Source organism: Uliginosibacterium sp. H1 (assembly GCF_036017065.1).
In the GTDB taxonomy this organism is placed as follows: domain Bacteria; phylum Pseudomonadota; class Gammaproteobacteria; order Burkholderiales; family Rhodocyclaceae; genus Uliginosibacterium.
Map to the genome: position 1 here is coordinate 298,259 of NZ_JAYXHR010000002.1, position 15,016 is coordinate 313,274.

Sequence of the window (15,016 nt, forward strand, 5' to 3'; positions counted from 1 at the left end):
CATTTTGTTGCAGCTTCCGAGAAAGCACTGATGATCCCCGGCACCCTTCCCACGCGAATCTACCTGGCATCGCGCAGCCCGCGCCGACGCGAACTGCTGCACCAGATCGGCATCGATTTCGACACCCTGATCTTCCGCACGCCGCCGCGCGACGACGCCGACGTGGCCGAGGACGTGCTGCCCGGCGAAGACCCGGTGAGCTACGTGCAACGTGTCGCCGTCGCCAAGGCCGAGGGCGGCGTGCGTCGCCTGGCCTGGCGCAACCTGCGTCGTCAGCCGGTGCTGTCGGCCGACACCACGCTGGACCTCGACGGCGAGATCATCGGCAAGCCGGAGAGCCCGGAGCACGCCACCGAAATCCTGCGCAAGCTGTCCGGTCGCCGCCACCGCGTGCTCACCGCCGTGGCGATCGGCGACGACAGCCGGCTGGAGCACCGCCTGTCCATCAGCACCGTGCAGATGCGCGAGCTGAGCGACGACGACATCCGCCGCTACCTCGCCACCGGCGAGCCCTTCGACAAGGCCGGCGCCTACGGCATCCAGGGACGCGCGGGTGCCTTCGTGTCGGAGATCCACGGCTCCTACACCGGCATCATGGGCCTGCCGCTATTCGAAACCAGCGAGCTGCTGCGCGAGTTCGGCGTCGTCGCCTGAGCCATCCTCCCCGATGAAAAAAGCCGCGGAGATCGCTGGCCGCGGCTTTTTTGTCTGAGGCGCTCACGCGCCCGTCATGCGTCCATCACGCCTGTGTCACCCGGGGTGGGCCGCTTCAGGCCGCCTTGCGCTCCTCGACCAGTTGCGGCGACACCACGCCACCGATGTTGATCTTGCGCGGCTTCAGGGCTTCCGGTACTTCGCGCACCAGCTCGATGTTCAGCAGGCCGTTGTCCAGGCTGGCGTCGACCACGCGGACATGGTCGGCAAGCTGGAAGCGGTGCTCGAAATCGCGCGCGGCGATGCCACGGTGCAGGTAGCTGCGCTGGCCTTGCTCGGTCTGCTTGCGGCCGGTGACCTTGAGGGTTTCGTTGGCGAACTCGATTTCCAGTTCGGTGCGTTCGAAACCGGCCACGGCCATCGTGATGCGGTATTTGTCTTCCGACACCAGTTCGATGTTGTAGGGCGGGTAGCTCGGGGTGCTGTCACTGCGCAGGGCGGTGTCGACGAGCTGGGCAAAGCGGTCGAAGCCGATGGCGGAGCGGTACAGCGGGCTGAGATCGAAAGTACGCATAAGTCATATCCTCCAGGATCAAGCGATACGTGGGTTGAGCGGGCCTCGACGTGAGCACCCGCACTCCCGATCTATGGCCGCTGGAGCCGCGTTTCAAGGCCTTGAAATTGCGGTGGCGTGCCCCAACTACGCGCGCCCGTCCACTGGAGCCAACGCAAATCAGGGCATGAAAAAGGGCCGCCGTGGCGACCCTGTTCCTGTGTCGATGCGCGTAACCCTCAGCTCTCGCCGGTCAGCGCCGCCAGCTGCTCCGCCTGGTGCTCGGCGATCAGGCCGTCCACCAGTTCGCCGATGTCGCCATCCATCGCCGCGTCCAGCTTGTACAGCGTGAGGTTGATGCGGTGGTCGGTGATACGTCCCTGCGGGAAGTTGTAGGTGCGGATGCGCTCGGAGCGGTCGCCGCTGCCGATCAGGCTCTTACGCGTCGCCGCCTCCTTCGCCTGCGCCTCGCGCAGTTGCCCGTCCTTGATGCGCGCCGCCAGCACGCTCAGCGCCTGCGCCTTGTTGCGATGCTGCGAGCGGTCGTCCTGGCATTCGACGACGATGCCGGTCGGGATATGCGTGATGCGTACCGCGGAGTCGGTCTTGTTGATGTGCTGGCCACCCGCGCCGCTGGCGCGGAAGGTGTCAATGCGCAGGTCGGCCGGGTTGATTTCCACCTCGCCGACTTCGTCGGCTTCCGGCATCACCGCCACCGTGCAGGCGGACGTGTGGATGCGGCCCTGCGTTTCGGTCACCGGCACGCGCTGCACGCGGTGGCCGCCGGACTCGAACTTCAGTTTGGAGTACGCGCCACTACCCACCACGCGGGCGATGACTTCCTTGTAGCCGCCGAGGTCGGACTCGTTGGCGGACACGATCTCCACCCGCCAGCCGCTGCGCTCCGCATAGCGGGTGTACATCCGCAACAGGTCGCCGGCGAACAGCGCGGCTTCGTCGCCGCCGGTGCCGGCGCGCACTTCCAGGAAGAGGTTGCGGTCGTCGTTCGGATCGCGTGGCAGCAGGGCGAACTGCAGTTCCTGCTCGGCGCGCGTCTGGGTGGCGCGTGCGGTCTCCAGCTCGCTCTGCGCCAGCTCCTTCATGTCGGGGTCGGCCAGCAGTTCCTGCGCGGTGGCCTCGTCGTCCTCGGCCTGGCGGAACTGGCGGAACAGCTCGACCACCGGCGTGATCTCGGCATGCTCGCGGGTGAGCTTGCGGTACTGGTCCATGTCGCTGGTGACCGCTTCGGTCGCCAGCAGGCGGTCGAGCTCTTCCAGGCGCTCGGTCAGTTGCACGAGCTTGCTGCGGATGCTGTCTTTCATGCGGGGTCGTCGTTGTGCGCGTCGCGGCTGGCGTCGTCCGCGCGGCCATCAAGCTGATCGAGCTGGAAGAGGCGCTGCACGGTGTCCACCGCCTGCACGCCTTCGGCGCTGCGCAGGAACTGGGTGGGGCCGTGCAGCAGCTTGTTGGTGAGGCCCTGGCTCAGCGCTTCGAGCACGGCCTGCGGATCGTCGCCACGCGACAGGGCACGCAGGGCGCGTTCCATCTCCGTCTGGCGCAGGGATTCCGCCTGTTCGCGCAGCGCGCGGATGGTCGGCACCGCGTCGCGGTTGGCGACCCACTGCAGGAAGCCGGAGACGCCGGTGTCGATGATCGCCTCGGCCTCTTGTACGGCGGCATGACGGGACTCGACGCCGGCGGAAACGATCTGGGCAAGGTCATCCACGGTGTAGAGGAATACGTCGGAAATCTGGGCGGCCTCGGGTTCGATGTCGCGCGGCACGGCCAGGTCCACCATCACCATGGGGCGGCGTCGGCGGGCCTTGATGGCGCGCTCCGCCATGCCACGGCCGATGATGGGCAAGGGGCTGGCGGTGCAGCTCACCACCACGTCGTAGTGCGACAGCCGCTCCGCCACCGCCTCCAGCGGCAGCACGTCGGCACGCACCCGCAGCGCCAGCGCCTCGGCACGCGCGACGGTGCGGTTGGCGATCGTCATGCGGCGCGGGTTGGCGCCGGCAAAATGCGCCGCGCACAGGTCGATCATCTCGCCGGCGCCGATGAACAGCACCGAGCAATCGTCAACGCGCTCGAAGATGCGCTCCGAGAGGTGCACCGCCGCTGCAGCCATCGACACGATGTTGGCGCCGATGGCGGTGGTGGAACGCACTTCCTTGGCCACCGCGAAGCTGTTCTGGAACAGCTTGTGCAGCAGGCTGCCGAGCGTACCGGCGGATTCGGCGTGACGCGCCGCCTCCTTCATCTGGCCGAGGATCTGCGGTTCGCCCAGCACCATCGAGTCCAGCCCGCTGGCGACCCGGAAGATGTGACGCACCGCCTCGCGGTCGGGGTAGGTGTAGAGGTAGGGGGCGATCTCGGCCAGCGACAGGCCGTGATAGCGCGCCAGCCAGGCCGCCGCATGTTCCGGCGCATCAGTCGCGCAGACCAGCTCGGTGCGGTTGCAGGTGGACACGATGGCCGCCTCCATCACCGCACCGCCGCCACTCAGATCCGCCAGCGCGGCGCGCAGGCGCTCCGGCTGGATGGCCACGCGCTCGCGGATAGCGACCGGGGCAGTCTGGTGGTTGAGGCCGAGGGCAAACAGCGGCATGGATCGGGCTTGTCTGGGAACCGCCCGGTTATGACACGAAGCCCGGAGCTTTGCAAAGTCTCCGGCCGCCGCGCAACCGGCGCCCAAAATGGAAACGGGCCGACGATTCGAAAGAAAAGTCGGCCCGCCGAAACTTGGTGGCCTGGGGCGGAATCGAACCACCGACACGCGGATTTTCAATCCGCTGCTCTACCAACTGAGCTACCAGGCCACAGAGCCGGCGATTATAGTCATAGAATCGTTCGATATCAAGCCACCGCGAACCTACAGGGGAAATCCATGGCCGACGCTTCCACCGCCAACACTACGCCCAACGCCACACCCAGCACGATCTACCTGCAGGACTACACGCCGCCGGCTTTCCTGGTCGAAACGGTGGATCTGGACATCGCCATCCTGGACGACAGCGCGCAGGTGAGCGCCCGCCTGGCGATGCACCGCAACCCGGCTGGCACCGGTGGCGCGCTGGAGTTGGACGGCGAGGAGCTGCAGCTGCTGGCCATCGCCATCGACGGCCGCGCACTGGTGGAGGGCGAGTACGAGATCACCCCGCAAGGCCTGCGCATCGCGCAGGTGCCGGAGCGCTTCGTGCTGGAGACGCGCGTCGCCATCAACCCGGACGGTAACACCCAGCTGTCCGGCCTGTACCGCTCCAAGGATGGCTACTTCACGCAGTGCGAGGCGCAGGGCTTCCGCCGCATCACCTTCTACCCGGACCGGCCGGACGTGATGGCGGTGTTCAGCTGCACGGTGCGCGCCGACAAGGCGCGCTTCCCGCAACTGCTGTCCAACGGCAACCCGGTCGCTCACGGCGATGATGAAGGTGGCCGCCACTGGGCGAAGTGGGAAGACCCCTTCCGCAAGCCAGCCTACCTGTTCGCGATGGTGGCGGCGAAGCTGGACATGGTGGAGGACTGGTTCACCACCGCCAGCGGCCGCCGCGTGCGCTGCGCGGTGTATGTGGAGCCGGGCAAGCTGGACCAGTGCGACCACGCCATGGCCGCCATCAAGAAGAGCATGAAGTGGGACGAGGACGTCTTCGGCCTGGAGATGGACCTGGACCACTACATGATCGTCGCGGTGGGCGACTTCAACATGGGGGCCATGGAGAACAAGGGCCTCAACATCTTCAACACCAAGTACGTGCTGGCCCGCCCGGACACCGCCACCGACATCGATTACCAGAACATCGACCGCGTGGTGGCGCACGAGTACTTCCACAACTGGACTGGCAACCGCGTGACCTGCCGCGACTGGTTCCAGCTGTCGCTGAAGGAAGGCCTCACCGTCTTCCGCGACCAGCAGTTCGGCATGGACATGCACTCGCGCGGCGTCACCCGCATCCAGGAGGTGCGCACCCTGCGTGCCGCGCAGTTCCCGGAGGACGCCGGCCCGATGGCCCACCCGATCCGCCCGGCCAGCTACGCGGAGATCAACAACTTCTACACTGCCACGGTGTACGAGAAGGGTGCGGAAGTGATCCGCATGATCCACACGCTGATCGGCGCCGAGGCCTTCCGCAAGGGCATGGACCTGTACTTCCAGCGCCATGATGGCCAGGCGGTGACCTGCGAGGATTTCGTTGCGGCCATGCAGGATGCCTCGGGCCTCGACCTCAGCCAGTTCAAGCGCTGGTACAACCAGGCCGGCACGCCGCGCCTGTCGGTGCAGGGCCACTACGACGTCGCCACGAAGCGCTTCACGCTGGACGTGCAGCAACGCTACCCGGCCACTGCCTACGAAGAGCGTCTCGCCCGCGAAGGCCGCCCGCAAGAGCGCGGCCCCTATCACCTGCCGCTGGTCATCGCCCTGCTGGATGCGGAAGGTCGCGAGATCCCGTTGCGCCTCGCCGGTGAAGCGGCTGCGTCCGGCACCGAACGCGTGCTGTCGGTGACGCAGGATGCACAGCAATTCGTCTTCGAGGACGTACCCTCGGCCCCGGTGCCCTCGCTGCTGCGCGGGCTGTCGGCCCCCGTGGTGCTGGACTACGACTACAGCGACGCAGCGCTCACCCTGTTGCTGGCCCATGACCGTGACGCCTTCAGCCGCTGGGAGGCCGGCCAGCGGCTGGCCTCCGGCATCCTCGCCCACGGCATCGCCGCGAAGGGCGCCGGCACCGACTGGATTCCGGCCAGCTACGCCAGCGCCGTGGAGAACCTGCTGGCGTCCGCCTTCACGCCCGGCGGTGACCCGGCACTGGTCGCCGAGGCGCTGGCCCTGCCGTCCGAATCCGTGCTGGCCGAGATGCAGGACGGCGACGTCGATCCCGATGTCATCCACGCCGCCCGCCTGCAACTGCGCCGCCACCTCGCGCAGCAGCTGCAACGCCCGTTGCGCGAAGCCTATGCCCGCCTGAAGGTGGAAGGAGCGTACTCGCCGGACGCGCAACAGGCCGGCGCACGCGCGCTGCGCAACACCTGCCTGGGCTACCTCGCCGAATTGCAGGACGACTCTGCCGCGCAACTCGTACAGCACCACTACCAGCGCGCCGGCAACATGACCGACGGCATCGCCGCGCTGTCGGCGGTCGCCCAGCTCGACATCCCGCAGCGCACGCAGATGCTCGACGCCTTCCATGACAAGTGGAAGAGCGAGGCGCTGGTGGTCGACAAGTGGCTGCAGGTGCAGGCCACCTCGCGCCTCACCGACGCCGCCGAGGTGCGCCGCCTGATGCAGCACAGCGCCTTCGACATCCGCAATCCGAACAAGGTGTATTCGCTGGTCCGCGCCTTCTGCGGTGCCAATCCCAAGCACTTCCATGCGGCGGATGGCAGCGGCTACGCGCTGGGTGCGGATGCCATCCTGCAACTGGATGCGCTCAATCCGCAGGTCGCGTCGCGGATCGCCCGTACCTTCGACCGCTGGCGGAAAGTGGACGCCGGCCGCCGCGCCTTGGCGCGTGCGCAACTGGAACGTGTCGCCGCCCACCCGGGGCTGTCGGGCGACGTGGCGGAAGTGGTGGGCAAGGCGCTGGAAGGCGCCTGAGCAAAAAAAGCCGCCCCTTGCGCTCACGCAGGGGCGGCCCTGTCACACGAGCAGCAAGCGCGCCGGTGAATGGCGCTTCGCTTCGTCAGAACTCCAGCGAGACGTTGCGCTTGATCTCGAAGAAGCTGTTGCCGTCCGCGTCGATTTCCAGGTCGGCGCTGTTACCCCCCAGTGCGGTAACACGCAGGCTGCTGTTGTTGCCGATAGCAAGCACGGCGCCGCCAGCGACTACGACACCCGACGCATTCCACTTCAGCGGCTTGCCGACCTCGGTACCGGTCTGCATACGGCCGATCAGACCACTGCTGGCCCACGTCCCGCGCACCACCTGATTGCTATCCAGCGTCATATCGCCCCCGCTGAGCAAGGTGCTGGCGCGTGTCGACCCGCTTTCCAGCGTGCCATCGGCAATGGCGGTCGAGCCCCGGGACACGCGGTAGCGGAGATTGTTCGGCGCGAGGATCACTTCCACAGCAGTGGCCGAGCGCAGCAAGGACAGCGCGCCGACACCATCTACCTGCAGCGTATCGCCTCCGGTGTAGGCGGCCCGGTAAGCAGTGAAGGTCAGGGCGAGGGCGCCGGAAGAAACGTTCTGACCCTGCATCTGGAGGGACGAAAAGTTCAGGCTCAGCGTTCCGCTCTGTACCGCGCCACCTTCGTTGCAACTGTTGAACAGCACGCTGGCGGTTTCGCCCTGGTCCAGCCTGACGTTGCCGTTGCGGTCATCGAGGGTGATCACGACAGTGCCGCCGCTGGAGCAACTCCTTGTTGTCTGCACCGCAGTGATGCCCGCGACGGCATTTGCCACGAGGCCCATTGCAACCGCACTGGCGCCGGAATAGCTGACCACGTCCACCGCCGCCTGCGCCACCGCGTTGCCATTATTGTTGCTCACCACAACCGGCGTCGTGGTCGGGTCCGGCGTGGAAGGTGCGGAGTCACCACCACCGCCGCCCCCGCATGCAGCAAGGCCAAACAGGAGCGACAGGGAAACAGCCGGCAAAGTACGCATGAGAACCTCTTCGGAAAAATCGTTACGGGCGCGATTATGGCCGCGCCCTGCGGCGCCACTGTTGTCCTTGATCAGGGCACGAGCCCCGCAAAGCGGCAGATGTCGTCGAGATAGTCCGTCCACCGCGTGAAACTGTGGTCGCCGCCCGGCAACACCGTCTGCCGGGCTCCGGCATAGCGCGCCACGGCATGGAGGGTGTCCAGCACCTCATCGTTCTCCTCTGCGAGCAGCCACAGGTTCTCCGGCCGTGTCGGGCGTGGCAGGTCCATCGCGGCGATCTGGGCCACGTGCTCGCGGGTGAAGTCGAAGACGCTGCCGTCGTAGAGATTGGTGTGCTGTCCGATGAACAGCTCGCCGTCGAAACCTTCGTGCGGCACGAAGGGATTCACCAGCACCGCGCGCAGTCCGTGCCGTTCGGCCAGCCAGGTGGCGTAGAAGCCGCCCAGCGAGCTGCCGACGAGCGTAGGCACTGCGCCGCGGGCAATCGCGGTGGCGATCTGCTGTTCGGCCAGCGCGATCGCCTCGGTCGGCACCGGCGGCAACTGGTCGCACCACAACCGGTCGCCCATGCCGCGCGCCTGCATGTGCGCCATCAACTGCTGTGCCTTGGCCGATTGCGGGCCGGAGCGGAAGCCGTGCAGGTAGATGATCATGCGGTGCTCGATGTCCTCGTCGTGCCTCAATGCGACACGTTGCCCCAGTCCACCCAGCCGAACTGCCAGCTGGCCAGCACGATGAGGCCGAACACGATGCGGTACCAGGCGAAGGGCACGAAGCTGTGGCGGGACACGAAACCGACCATGAAACGCACGGTGAAGAAGGCGACGATGAAAGCCGCGGCGAAGCCCACGGCGATGATGCCGAAGTCATCCATCGAGAGGATCGCGCGGTTCTTGTACACGTCGTAGACAGTCGCCGCCAGCATGGTGGGAATGGCGAGGAAGAACGAGAACTGCGTGGCCACCGGACGCGCCACGCCGAACAGCATGCCGCCGATGATGGTGGCACCGGAGCGCGAGGTGCCGGGGATCATCGCCACCGCCTGCGCGAGGCCCACCTTGAAGGCGTCGCGCGGGTGCAGCGCGTCCAGCTCCATCACCCGCGCCGTGTGCTGGCGACGCTCTGCCCACAGGATCACGAAGCCGCCGAGGACCAGCATGGTGGCCACGGTGATCGGGTTGAACAGCACGGTCTTGATGGTGCCGTGGAACATCACGCCCAGCACCATGGCCGGCACGAAGGCGCACATCAGGTTCAGCAGCAGGCGCGTGTCCGGCTGCGCCAGCAGGGCCGCGCCGCTGCCGCGCAGGCCGGCTCCGGCGACGATTCCGGGCACGGCGAACAGGCCGCGGATCAGGCCCGCCACGCGCTCGCGGTACAAGGTCATCACGGCGAGGATGGCGCCGAGCTGGATGACGATGGCAAACACCGTGGCGCTGTCGCCGGTGAAACCGAGCAGGGATTCCGCGATGATCAGGTGGCCGGTGGACGAGATCGGCAGGAATTCGGTCAGGCCTTCCACCACACCGAGGATGGCGGCCTTCAGCAACAGCAGGAAATCCATGGGAGATGCGACGCGCGGCGAATGGGGGAGGCCCGATTATACGGGCCGCTGATTTCGCGCCCGGGTCAGGCCTTGCGGAAGGTCAGCACCCCGCGCACCAGCACGCCGGCGAGCAGGCCCCAGAAGGCCGAGCCGATGCCCAGCAGGCTGAGGCCGGAAGCAGTGACCAGGAAGGTGATCAGCGCCGCTTCGCGCTCGCCCTCGTTGGCCAGTGCGGCGACCAACCCGTTGCCGATGGTGCCCAGCAGGGCCAGGCCGGCGAGGGTGACCACCAGCTCCATCGGGAAGGCCGCCATCACGCCGGCCACGGTGGCGCCGAAGATGCCCGCCAGCAGGTAGAAAAAACCGGCGGACACCGCCGCCACGTAGCGGCGCTGTGGGTCCTCGTGCGCCTCCGGGCTCATGCAGATGGCCGCGGTGATCGCCGCCAGCCCCAGCGAGAAAGCACCGAACGGTGCCAGCATCACGTTCACCGCGCCCACCCAGCCCAGCACCGGCGACAGCGGCGGCTGGTAGCCGGCCGCGCGCATCACCGCCACGCCGGTCATGTTCTGCGAGGCCATGGTCACCACGAACAGCGGCAGGGCAATGCCCAGCAGTGCGCCGAAGCTGAACTGCGGCATCACGAACTCCGGCACGGCGACGGCCAGTCGCACGTGCTCCGTGCGCAACAGGCCCTGCGCGGCGGCGATCGCCACCGCCACGACCAGCGTCACGACGACCGCATAGCGCGGCGAGAAGCGCCGCATCGCCAGGTAGGTGGCAAACATGCCGAAGCACAACCACCACTGCGTCTGCATGGAGCGGAAGGCGTCCAGCCCGAAGCGCAGCAACACGCCGGCCAGCATCGCGGACGCCACCGGCACCGGGATGTGACGGGTGACCCGCTCGAACAGGCCGGCGAAACCGCAGACGGCCATCAGCAAGGCGGCGACCACGAAGGCGCCGATCGCCTCGCCCATCGGCACGCCGGCCACCGCCGTGATCAGCATCGCCGAGCCCGGCGTCGACCACGCGGTGGCCACCGGCACCCGGTAACGCAAGGACAGGCCGATGCAGGTGACGCCCATGCCGATGCCCAGCGCCCACAGCCAGGACGTCACCTGCGCGGGCGTCGCGCCCAGCGCCTGGGTGGCCTGGAAGATCAACGCCACCGAACTGGTGTAGCCCACCAGCACGGTGACGAAGCCGGCAGCGATGGCGGACAGGGACGCGTCGCGCAGCAAGCTCATGCGGTGGCCCGCTCCAGATCGGTGATCCAGTGCAGCGCGTGCTGCCGGGTGCTGCCGCACATATCCAGCGAAGGCTGCAGGCCGCCGCACACCGCCGGCCGCCGCGGGTCGCCGAAGATGCGGCAGCCCAGCGCCTCGTCGAGCTGCACGCAGGCGACACCCGCCGGCTTGCCGTGTGGCATGCCGGGAATCGGCGAGGAGATGGAAGGCGCGATGCAGCAGGCAGCGCAGCCGGGGCGGCAATCCATGGAGTGAGGTGTATCGGGGGGCAGAGGCGCCGCGCATTTTACGCTGCGTCACCAGCGGCTCGGCGGTGGCGGATGCGGGAGCCGTTGGCTGAGCTTGTCGAAGCCAACCACGCACAGCAAAGCACCTCGGCAAGCTTGCCACGCCATGGAACAGCGCTTCGTTCATACGAGTACTCGCAACCCCGCGGCTCCGGCGAGTTGGCTTCGACGGGCTCAGCCAACGGCTTGCCCGGTTCTCACCGGTCGCCCCCGATCCGCAGACCTCGAAGCGAGCCCTAGCCCCTCGCGCCCATCCCCGCCACAATGCCGCCCCATGCTCGATGTGCGCCAACTCGCCTGCCTGCGCGGCGACCGCCTCCTCTTCCGCCGGCTCGACCTGCACTGCGCGCCCGGCAGCCTGACCCGCGTGGCCGGTGCCAACGGCATGGGCAAGACCAGCCTGCTGCGGCTGGTGGCAGGGCTGGCACGGCCGGAGGCCGGCGACATCCTGTGGCAGGGCACGCCCATCGGCGATGGCCGCGATGCCTGGCACGCCGCCTTGCTGTATCTCGGCCATGCGCCCGCCCTCAACGAATTGCTGACGCCGCTGGAGAACCTGCGCTTCGCCTGCGCGCTGGGCGGTGACGCCGCGGACGACGCGGCCTGCACGGAAGCGCTCACCCGCATCGGCCTGGCCCGCCAGATCGGCCTGCCCTGCAAGCTGCTGTCGCAGGGCCAGCGCCGCCGCGTCGGGCTGGCGCGCCTCTACCTCGGCCACACGCGGCCGCTGTGGGTGCTAGACGAGCCGTTCACCGCGCTCGATGCCGCCGCGGTGACAGCGCTGTCGGCCCATATCGACGGTCACGTCGCAGCGGGCGGCGCGGTGCTGTTCACCACCCACCAGGACGTGCCGTTCCGCCACGCGGTGCACACGCTGGACGTGGAGGCCTTTGCACGATGAACGGCTTTCTGGCCGTATTGCGGCGTGACCTGCTGGTGGCCTGGCGTGGCCGTGGCGACCTGCTGGTGGCGCTGGCCTTCTTCGTCATCGTCGCCAGCCTGTTTCCCTTCGGCGTCGGCGCCGAGCCCAACCAGCTGCGCGCCATCGGCCCCGGCGTGGTGTGGGTGGCGGCGCTGCTGGCCAGCCTGCTGGCGCTGCCACGCCTGTTCGCCCAGGACCACGAGTCCGGTGTGCTGGAACAGATGCTGCTGTCGCCGGAGCCGGCAGTGAGCTGGGTGCTGGCCAAGATCACCGCGCACTGGCTGGCCACCGGCCTGCCGCTGGTGCTGGTCGCACCGGTGCTGGGCCTGATGTACGACCTGGAGGGCGGCGCCATTGGGGTGTTGTGCCTGGCCCTGCTGCTGGGCACGCCGCTGCTGTCGCTGCTCGGTGCCATCGGCGCCGCCCTGACGCTCGGGCTGCGCGGCGCGGGCAGCCTGCTCGCGCTGCTGGTGCTGCCGCTGTGCGTGCCGGTGCTGGTGTTCGGCGCCGGTGCGGTGGACGCCTGGCTGGGCGGCATCGGCCTGCGCGCCCACCTGCTGCTGCTGGGTGGCGGGTCGCTGGCGGCGCTGGCGCTGGCGCCCTGGGCCTGCGCCGCGGCGCTGAAGCTGGCGGTGGAATGACCGCCGCCGGGGCAACCGGCGCAAATGAAGCAGCTGACTGCAGATGGCGCGAAGCGCTCCCTCACGGCGCCGGAACGTGCGCTATTTCTCGCCAAACCATTGGCGAAACAAGAGTTTTTTGCAATTCCCGGGCAAGCTGGCGTATATCTTAAGTAATAGCCCTGCAAGCGACCGGAGGCCACCCCTCGGGTACGACGCATGGTTGTGGGTCTGAAGCGCCGTTGCGATCGGCGCGGCGGCCCCTGTCCTGGTTCCAGCTCGCCCGATGTCCGTTCTCCTGTTCCTCGCCCGCCTTTGCCAGCTTGCGTCCTGTGCCCTGCTGGCCAGCCTCGCCGCGCCCCTGCACGCGCAGGAGCTGCTGATGCTCTACGACGAGCGCGTGCCGCTGCTGGAACAGCGCGACGGCCGCCTCACCGGCGCGATGGGCGAGCGCCTCCAGCAGGTGCTCGACGCCCTGAACACGCCGTACAAGCTGCAGGCGGTGTCGCTCGCCCGCCAGCTGGCCATCATCGAGCGCAGCAACCAGCCGATCTGCGCCCTCGGCCGCGTCCGCATCGCGGATCGCCAGGGCGGCTACTTCAGCGCCACCGTCTATCTTGCCCGCCCTTACGTGGCCCTGGTGCGCCGGGACGCGGCCTTTGCCGGCTCCACGGCACGCCTGCGGGACCTGGCGGCAAAGCCCAGCCTGCGCTGGGGCATGCGCGAGGGCTACGTGTACAGCAGCTACATCGCGGAACTGCTGGGCAACGCCCGCGCCTACAAGCACAGCTTCCCGCAGGAGCATGTGGCCGCAGTCGGCATGCTGCTGAACAAGCAGATCGACTTCGCCCTGTTCCACCGCGAAGAGGCCGAGTACGCCCTGGCCCGGGTGCCCGGTGCCGCCCGGGGCCTGCGCGTGCTGCGGCTGGACGACACCAGCGAAACCGTGCCGCGCTACATCCTGTGCAACCAGCGCGTGCCCGACGCGCTGCGCATGCGCATCGACCAGGCCATCGCCGCCCTGCCACCCCAGCCGGCGCCCGCAAGTCGTTGAGCGGGCGCAACAAGTCGCCGCCGGCCGCGGGTCGGGCGGGCGCTTTTTGCGTATCATCCGCTGCCGGTACGGCCTCGACGCCGCACCGGCAGCCACGATGAACCTATTCCACTACGCCTCGCCGCAGACCTTCTATCCGCTCGCCGGCCGCCTCGTGCCGGTGTTTGCCGTGCTGGCCGCGCTGCTGGCCGTGGCCGGGCTGTATCTCGGCTTCTTCGTGGCCCCCACCGACGCGCAGCAGGGCGAGGTGTACCGGATCATCTTCATCCACGTGCCGGCCGCCTGGATGAGCATGTTCATCTACCTCGTGATGGCCTTCTGGTCCGCCGTGGGACTGATCTTCAACACCCGCCTGTCGCACATGATGACGCGGGCACTGGCGCCCACCGGCGCGCTGTTCTGCTTCGTCGCGCTGTGGACCGGCGCACTGTGGGGCAAGCCCACCTGGGGCACCTACTGGGTGTGGGACGCACGCCTCACCTCGCAACTGCTGCTGCAGTTCCTGTACTTCGGCTACCTCGCGCTGGTGCATGCCATCGAGGACCCGCGCCGGGCCGACCGCGCCGGCGCCATCATCGCGCTGGTCGGGGCGGTGAACGTGCCGGTCATCTACTTCTCCGTGCAATGGTGGAACACCCTGCACCAGGGCGCTTCGGTCAGCCTCACCAAGGCGCCGAGTATGGCCAGCACCATGCTGCTGGGCATGCTGCTGATGGCGCTGGCCTCGTGGGCCTACACCATCGCCGTCTGCCTGACGCGGGTGCGCGGCATCATGCTGGAACGCGAGCGGCGTACCGACTGGGCGATGGCCGAGATCGCGCGTGCCGGCGCAGCCACCGGAGCGCACGCATGAACTGGGCTTCGCTCACCGAGTTTCTCGCCATGGGTGGTCGCGGCGCCTTCGTGTGGGGCAGCTACGGCATCACCCTGCTGTGCGTCCTGCTGGAACTCTGGTTTCTGAAACAGGGTCGCAGGCAGGGTCTGCGTGCGCTGTGGCGCCGCCAGCAAATCGATGTCGACGAGGCGGCCGCCATGCCAGCTTCGCAGGAAAGATCATGAAAACCCGTCACAAACGCCTGGCCTGGGTGCTGGGTGCGCTCACCCTGCTGGGGGCCGCCACCGCGCTGGTGCTCAACGCCTTCCAGGACAACCTGGTGTTCTTCCATACGCCCAGCGAAGTCGCCGACGGCAAGGTGCCGCAGGGCCGCAATTTCCGCGTTGGCGGCATGGTGGAGGCCGGCTCGCTGCAACGCTCGGCCGACGGCCTGTCGGTGACCTTCCGCATCACCGATACTGCCAAGGCCATCCCGGTGTCCTATCGCGGCCCGCTGCCGGACCTGTTCCGCGAGGGCAAGGGGGCGGTGGCGCAGGGCACGCTGAACGGCGATGGCAGGTTCGTCGCCACCGAGATCCTCGCCAAGCACGACGAGAACTACATGCCGCCGGAAGCGATCGACGCCATCGACCGCGCCCACAAGACGGCCACCACCGTGGCGCAGTAAGGCCCGCCGCAAGACCACCA

Annotated in this window: 16 protein-coding genes and 1 tRNA gene; 8 read left to right on the forward strand and 9 right to left on the reverse strand. The window is 68.1% G+C overall.

The features are described 5' to 3' along the window. Positions 1-30 precede the first annotated feature (30 nt). Positions 31-654, forward strand: a complete 624-nt coding sequence (locus VVD47_RS10940) for a Maf family protein (protein ID WP_327603497.1) — start codon at positions 31-33, stop codon at positions 652-654. A gap of 115 nt (positions 655-769) precedes the next feature. On the opposite strand, the gene VVD47_RS10945 is transcribed toward VVD47_RS10940, so the two are convergent. From VVD47_RS10945 to VVD47_RS10960, 4 genes are all read right to left on the reverse strand, one after another. Continuing rightward, a complete protein-coding gene (locus tag VVD47_RS10945) occupies positions 770-1,228 on the reverse strand; it encodes an Hsp20 family protein (protein WP_327603498.1) in 459 nt (152 codons plus the stop codon). A 218-nt stretch (positions 1,229-1,446) separates the two neighbouring features. After that, the gene (gene prfA, locus VVD47_RS10950; protein ID WP_327603499.1) at positions 1,447-2,529 is read right to left on the reverse strand and encodes a peptide chain release factor 1; all 1,083 of its coding nucleotides are present in this window, start codon (positions 2,527-2,529) and stop codon (positions 1,447-1,449) included. Beyond that, positions 2,526-3,818, reverse strand: a complete 1,293-nt coding sequence (hemA, locus tag VVD47_RS10955; protein WP_327603500.1) for a glutamyl-tRNA reductase — start codon at positions 3,816-3,818, stop codon at positions 2,526-2,528. The genes prfA and hemA overlap by 4 nt, the downstream gene beginning before the upstream one ends. A gap of 135 nt (positions 3,819-3,953) precedes the next feature. Beyond that, a tRNA-Phe gene (locus VVD47_RS10960) sits at positions 3,954-4,029 on the reverse strand. A 68-nt stretch (positions 4,030-4,097) separates the two neighbouring features. Between VVD47_RS10960 and pepN the strand changes: the two genes are divergently transcribed. Continuing rightward, complete coding sequence (gene pepN, locus VVD47_RS10965) at positions 4,098-6,803, forward strand: aminopeptidase N (RefSeq protein ID WP_327603501.1); 2,706 nt, start codon at positions 4,098-4,100, stop codon at positions 6,801-6,803. 85 nt (positions 6,804-6,888) lie between these two features. On the opposite strand, the gene VVD47_RS10970 is transcribed toward pepN, so the two are convergent. The 5 genes from VVD47_RS10970 to VVD47_RS10990 form a co-directional block, all read right to left on the reverse strand. After that, complete coding sequence (locus VVD47_RS10970) at positions 6,889-7,815, reverse strand: hypothetical protein (protein WP_327603502.1); 927 nt, start codon at positions 7,813-7,815, stop codon at positions 6,889-6,891. A 71-nt stretch (positions 7,816-7,886) separates the two neighbouring features. Next, entirely contained in the window at positions 7,887-8,468 is a 582-nt protein-coding gene (locus tag VVD47_RS10975; RefSeq protein ID WP_327603503.1) for a YqiA/YcfP family alpha/beta fold hydrolase, read from the reverse strand. A gap of 26 nt (positions 8,469-8,494) precedes the next feature. Continuing rightward, positions 8,495-9,379 carry an undecaprenyl-diphosphate phosphatase gene (locus VVD47_RS10980; RefSeq protein WP_327603504.1) on the reverse strand — a complete coding sequence of 295 codons (885 nt, stop codon included), beginning with the start codon at positions 9,377-9,379 and terminating at the stop codon, positions 8,495-8,497. Between the two features lie 65 nt (positions 9,380-9,444). Beyond that, positions 9,445-10,611, reverse strand: a complete 1,167-nt coding sequence (locus tag VVD47_RS10985) for a benzoate/H(+) symporter BenE family transporter (protein WP_327603505.1) — start codon at positions 10,609-10,611, stop codon at positions 9,445-9,447. Continuing rightward, positions 10,608-10,859, reverse strand: coding sequence for a YkgJ family cysteine cluster protein (locus VVD47_RS10990; protein ID WP_327603506.1), 252 nt, complete (start codon positions 10,857-10,859; stop codon positions 10,608-10,610). Before VVD47_RS10990 ends, VVD47_RS10985 begins: the two co-directional genes overlap by 4 nt. Positions 10,860-11,172: 313 nt before the next feature. Between VVD47_RS10990 and ccmA the strand changes: the two genes are divergently transcribed. The 6 genes from ccmA (at position 11,173) to ccmE (ending at position 14,996) form a co-directional block, all read left to right on the forward strand. Then, positions 11,173-11,799 (forward strand): cytochrome c biogenesis heme-transporting ATPase CcmA, encoded by a 627-nt coding sequence (ccmA, locus tag VVD47_RS10995; protein ID WP_327603507.1) that lies wholly within the window; start codon positions 11,173-11,175, stop codon positions 11,797-11,799. Further along, the gene (gene ccmB, locus VVD47_RS11000) at positions 11,796-12,461 is read left to right on the forward strand and encodes a heme exporter protein CcmB (protein WP_327603508.1); all 666 of its coding nucleotides are present in this window, start codon (positions 11,796-11,798) and stop codon (positions 12,459-12,461) included. Before ccmA ends, ccmB begins: the two co-directional genes overlap by 4 nt. A gap of 265 nt (positions 12,462-12,726) precedes the next feature. Beyond that, the gene (locus VVD47_RS11005; protein WP_327603509.1) at positions 12,727-13,494 is read left to right on the forward strand and encodes a hypothetical protein; all 768 of its coding nucleotides are present in this window, start codon (positions 12,727-12,729) and stop codon (positions 13,492-13,494) included. Between the two features lie 97 nt (positions 13,495-13,591). Then, a complete protein-coding gene (ccmC, locus tag VVD47_RS11010) occupies positions 13,592-14,347 on the forward strand; it encodes a heme ABC transporter permease CcmC (protein ID WP_327603510.1) in 756 nt (251 codons plus the stop codon). Further along, on the forward strand, positions 14,344-14,553 hold the full coding sequence (gene ccmD / locus VVD47_RS11015) for a heme exporter protein CcmD (RefSeq protein WP_327603511.1): 210 nt from the start codon (positions 14,344-14,346) through the stop codon (positions 14,551-14,553). Before ccmC ends, ccmD begins: the two co-directional genes overlap by 4 nt. Continuing rightward, complete coding sequence (gene ccmE, locus VVD47_RS11020; protein WP_327603512.1) at positions 14,550-14,996, forward strand: cytochrome c maturation protein CcmE; 447 nt, start codon at positions 14,550-14,552, stop codon at positions 14,994-14,996. Before ccmD ends, ccmE begins: the two co-directional genes overlap by 4 nt. Positions 14,997-15,016: the final 20 nt, after the last annotated feature.

Bases quoted from the DNA above. Each gene is read 5' to 3' on its own strand.
- VVD47_RS11005 (WP_327603509.1), top strand. From the start codon at position 12,727: ATGTCCGTTCTCCTGTTCCTCGCCCGCCTTTGCCAGCTTGCGTCCTGT.
- ccmA (WP_327603507.1), top strand. From the start codon at position 11,173: ATGCTCGATGTGCGCCAACTCGCCTGCCTGCGCGGCGACCGCCTCCTC.
- ccmE (WP_327603512.1), top strand. From the start codon at position 14,550: ATGAAAACCCGTCACAAACGCCTGGCCTGGGTGCTGGGTGCGCTCACC.
- prfA (WP_327603499.1), bottom strand. From the start codon at position 2,529: ATGAAAGACAGCATCCGCAGCAAGCTCGTGCAACTGACCGAGCGCCTG.
- hemA (WP_327603500.1), bottom strand. From the start codon at position 3,818: ATGCCGCTGTTTGCCCTCGGCCTCAACCACCAGACTGCCCCGGTCGCT.
- VVD47_RS10980 (WP_327603504.1), bottom strand. From the start codon at position 9,379: ATGGATTTCCTGCTGTTGCTGAAGGCCGCCATCCTCGGTGTGGTGGAA.
- ccmC (WP_327603510.1), top strand. From the start codon at position 13,592: ATGAACCTATTCCACTACGCCTCGCCGCAGACCTTCTATCCGCTCGCC.
- VVD47_RS10970 (WP_327603502.1), bottom strand. From the start codon at position 7,815: ATGCGTACTTTGCCGGCTGTTTCCCTGTCGCTCCTGTTTGGCCTTGCT.
- VVD47_RS10940 (WP_327603497.1), top strand. From the start codon at position 31: ATGATCCCCGGCACCCTTCCCACGCGAATCTACCTGGCATCGCGCAGC.
- pepN (WP_327603501.1), top strand. From the start codon at position 4,098: ATGGCCGACGCTTCCACCGCCAACACTACGCCCAACGCCACACCCAGC.
- ccmB (WP_327603508.1), top strand. From the start codon at position 11,796: ATGAACGGCTTTCTGGCCGTATTGCGGCGTGACCTGCTGGTGGCCTGG.
- VVD47_RS10975 (WP_327603503.1), bottom strand. From the start codon at position 8,468: ATGATCATCTACCTGCACGGCTTCCGCTCCGGCCCGCAATCGGCCAAG.
- VVD47_RS10945 (WP_327603498.1), bottom strand. From the start codon at position 1,228: ATGCGTACTTTCGATCTCAGCCCGCTGTACCGCTCCGCCATCGGCTTC.
- ccmD (WP_327603511.1), top strand. From the start codon at position 14,344: ATGAACTGGGCTTCGCTCACCGAGTTTCTCGCCATGGGTGGTCGCGGC.
- VVD47_RS10990 (WP_327603506.1), bottom strand. From the start codon at position 10,859: ATGGATTGCCGCCCCGGCTGCGCTGCCTGCTGCATCGCGCCTTCCATC.
- VVD47_RS10985 (WP_327603505.1), bottom strand. From the start codon at position 10,611: ATGAGCTTGCTGCGCGACGCGTCCCTGTCCGCCATCGCTGCCGGCTTC.